The 2,064-nt window shown below is 61.5% G+C and carries 5 protein-coding genes; all 5 read left to right on the forward strand.

Annotated features, from left to right (window positions below; all coding sequences use genetic code 11):
- Positions 1-264: 264 nt before the first annotated feature.
- Positions 265-489, forward strand: a complete 225-nt coding sequence (locus tag CKO15_RS13560; protein WP_200197331.1) for a DUF433 domain-containing protein — start codon at positions 265-267, stop codon at positions 487-489.
- A 53-nt stretch (positions 490-542) separates the two neighbouring features.
- Positions 543-989 carry a DUF4351 domain-containing protein gene (locus CKO15_RS13565; RefSeq protein ID WP_200197333.1) on the forward strand — a complete coding sequence of 149 codons (447 nt, stop codon included), beginning with the start codon at positions 543-545 and terminating at the stop codon, positions 987-989.
- A gap of 39 nt (positions 990-1,028) precedes the next feature.
- Positions 1,029-1,256 carry a hypothetical protein gene (locus tag CKO15_RS13570; protein ID WP_200197335.1) on the forward strand — a complete coding sequence of 76 codons (228 nt, stop codon included), beginning with the start codon at positions 1,029-1,031 and terminating at the stop codon, positions 1,254-1,256.
- A 46-nt stretch (positions 1,257-1,302) separates the two neighbouring features.
- Positions 1,303-1,884, forward strand: coding sequence for an IS607 family transposase (locus tag CKO15_RS13575; RefSeq protein ID WP_200197339.1), 582 nt, complete (start codon positions 1,303-1,305; stop codon positions 1,882-1,884).
- On the forward strand, positions 1,881-2,064 hold a 184-nt coding region (locus tag CKO15_RS13580; protein ID WP_200197337.1), incomplete at its 3' end, for a hypothetical protein. The genes CKO15_RS13575 and CKO15_RS13580, both read left to right, overlap by 4 nt.

A 2,064-nucleotide genomic window follows, 5' to 3' on the forward strand; every position in this document is an offset into this window, starting at 1 on the left:
GGGGGGACAAACCCGTCAGCACTCTCCGACTAAATTTTCGGGGCTCAATACCTTCAGGGTCGGCTTCACCCGTTACCTTTGCACCTCGCCTGCTTTCGTGCCTACGCATCGACACGACCGTTGCCAGTCACGCCGCAAGGCTCGATACTAGGCTCGCGGCTCACGATTACCTAGGCGGGACTCTCACCCGCTAGAACACGCGGCCTTGCCAGGCCGCACCGTCCCCGTTTTCTAACGGCTTCACATTATCGGGCTAGGCATTCTATGAGCGAGCTTCACCGAATCACTTTCGATCCGGAACTATGCGGTGGGCGCCCATGCATTCGCGGCATGCGTGTGCGAGTGACGGATATCCTCGACCTACTGGCAGCCGGGGCAAGCCGTGACGAAATTCTCAAGGACTACCCATATCTTGAGATGGAGGACATTACCGCGGTTCTCCAGTTTGCCGCGCGTCGCGCCGACCACCCCATTATGCACGTCGCTTGACTTCCTCCTCGCCCTAAAGGACGAGGCTTCCCGCCCTTTGAAGACTTTGCTCTTTGGCGTTCTGTGAGTGTCTCAAGACACCCAGCTGCTGGGAAGGCACCGACGAGAAGCTCGAAGCCCGCGCCAGCGCACTCCAGGGGCTCGAGACCCTGGAGCCGGACCCGAACAGACGGCTCAAGTATGCGGATTTCGTCGACAACTACGCGCAGCTCGATGAAAATGAACAGGAACTGTTCAGGCAGCGCTACCCCGAGGAGGAAGCCATCATGACCGGCATCGTAAGCCGCTCAAGGCAGGAGGGTCGACAAGAAGGTCGGCAGGAGGGTCGATTGGAAGGCGAGGCCAAGATGCTCGCACGAATGCTGGAAAGGCGGTTCGGCCCGCTGAACGATCAGCAACTCGGACGAATCCGCTCTGCCGACGAGCAGACCCTGTGGGCTTGGTCCGACCGTGTCTTCCAGGCCTACAGCGCCGCTGAGGTCTTGGACAGCCAGAGCTGAGGCTCGACCCATCGCGCTGAACGCACTCGGTGACCGGCGGTGGCCTTCGGCGGGATCATCGCCCTGACCCTGGTGCTCATGGCCACCCACGGCGGGGCGACGGGCGGCGGACTCGGTGAGGTGCTCCCGGTGCTTGGGCTCTACGCCTTCGCCGGCTACCGGATGCTCCCGGCGGCGCAGCACGTCTGCCAGGGCCTGGCCAAGCTCCGCTTGAGAGAAAATAAATCTGTCGCCGTTTCTCCAGGGTCCAAACAGTTGCAAAAATAGATAGACGAACATGCTTGTCTATGCCAATATTCTCCGCATGAAGAGTATCAAGTTAAGCGCGTGGGCGAAACAGAAGGGGATTGCGTACCGCACGGCTTGGAACTGGTACAAGTCCGGGCGATTGCCGGCGCATGCGTATCAAACGCCCACGGGCACCATCCTAGTCGAAGTGGACGACGAGGTGCAGACGGAACGAGCCGCGCTCTATGCGCGCGTCTCCAGCCACGATCAAAAGCCGCAGCTGGATGGCCAGATTGCCCGTTGTCTGGCGTTTGCCAATGGCGCTGGCCTGAGTGTAGTACAGACCGTCACCGAGGTCGGCTCGGGGTTGAACGGGCATCGCAAGAAGCTGCTGGCCTTGCTGGCCGATCCCAAGGTGGATGTGATCGTGGTGGAGCATCGCGACAGGCTGATGCGCTTTGGAGCGGAGTATGTCGAGGCGGCTCTAGCCGCGCGCGGGGCACGGCTGGTGGTGGTCGATGCTGAGGAACTGACCGACGATCTGGTTGCCGACATGATTGCGGTGCTCACGTCCTTTTGCGCGCGGCTTTACGGTCGGCGCTCGGCAGCGAACCGGGCGAAACGGCTGGTCGCACAGTGCCAGAACGACCCGGAGGTTGAGGCGTGAGCAAGCGCCCGGCTAAACTCCAGCGCACCTATCAAACGCGGCTTGACGATCCTGATGGGACGCTGGATGCGGCACTCGGCGCCTACGCCGATCTCTACGGTCAGGCCGAGCGTGAACTCTTTACCGACATTGCGCGCGGCTGCGATCCGGCGGCGCTGAAATCGCAGTACATGGCGCGCT

This window comes from Halorhodospira abdelmalekii (assembly GCF_016583625.1).
GTDB lineage: Bacteria > Pseudomonadota > Gammaproteobacteria > Nitrococcales > Halorhodospiraceae > Halorhodospira > Halorhodospira abdelmalekii.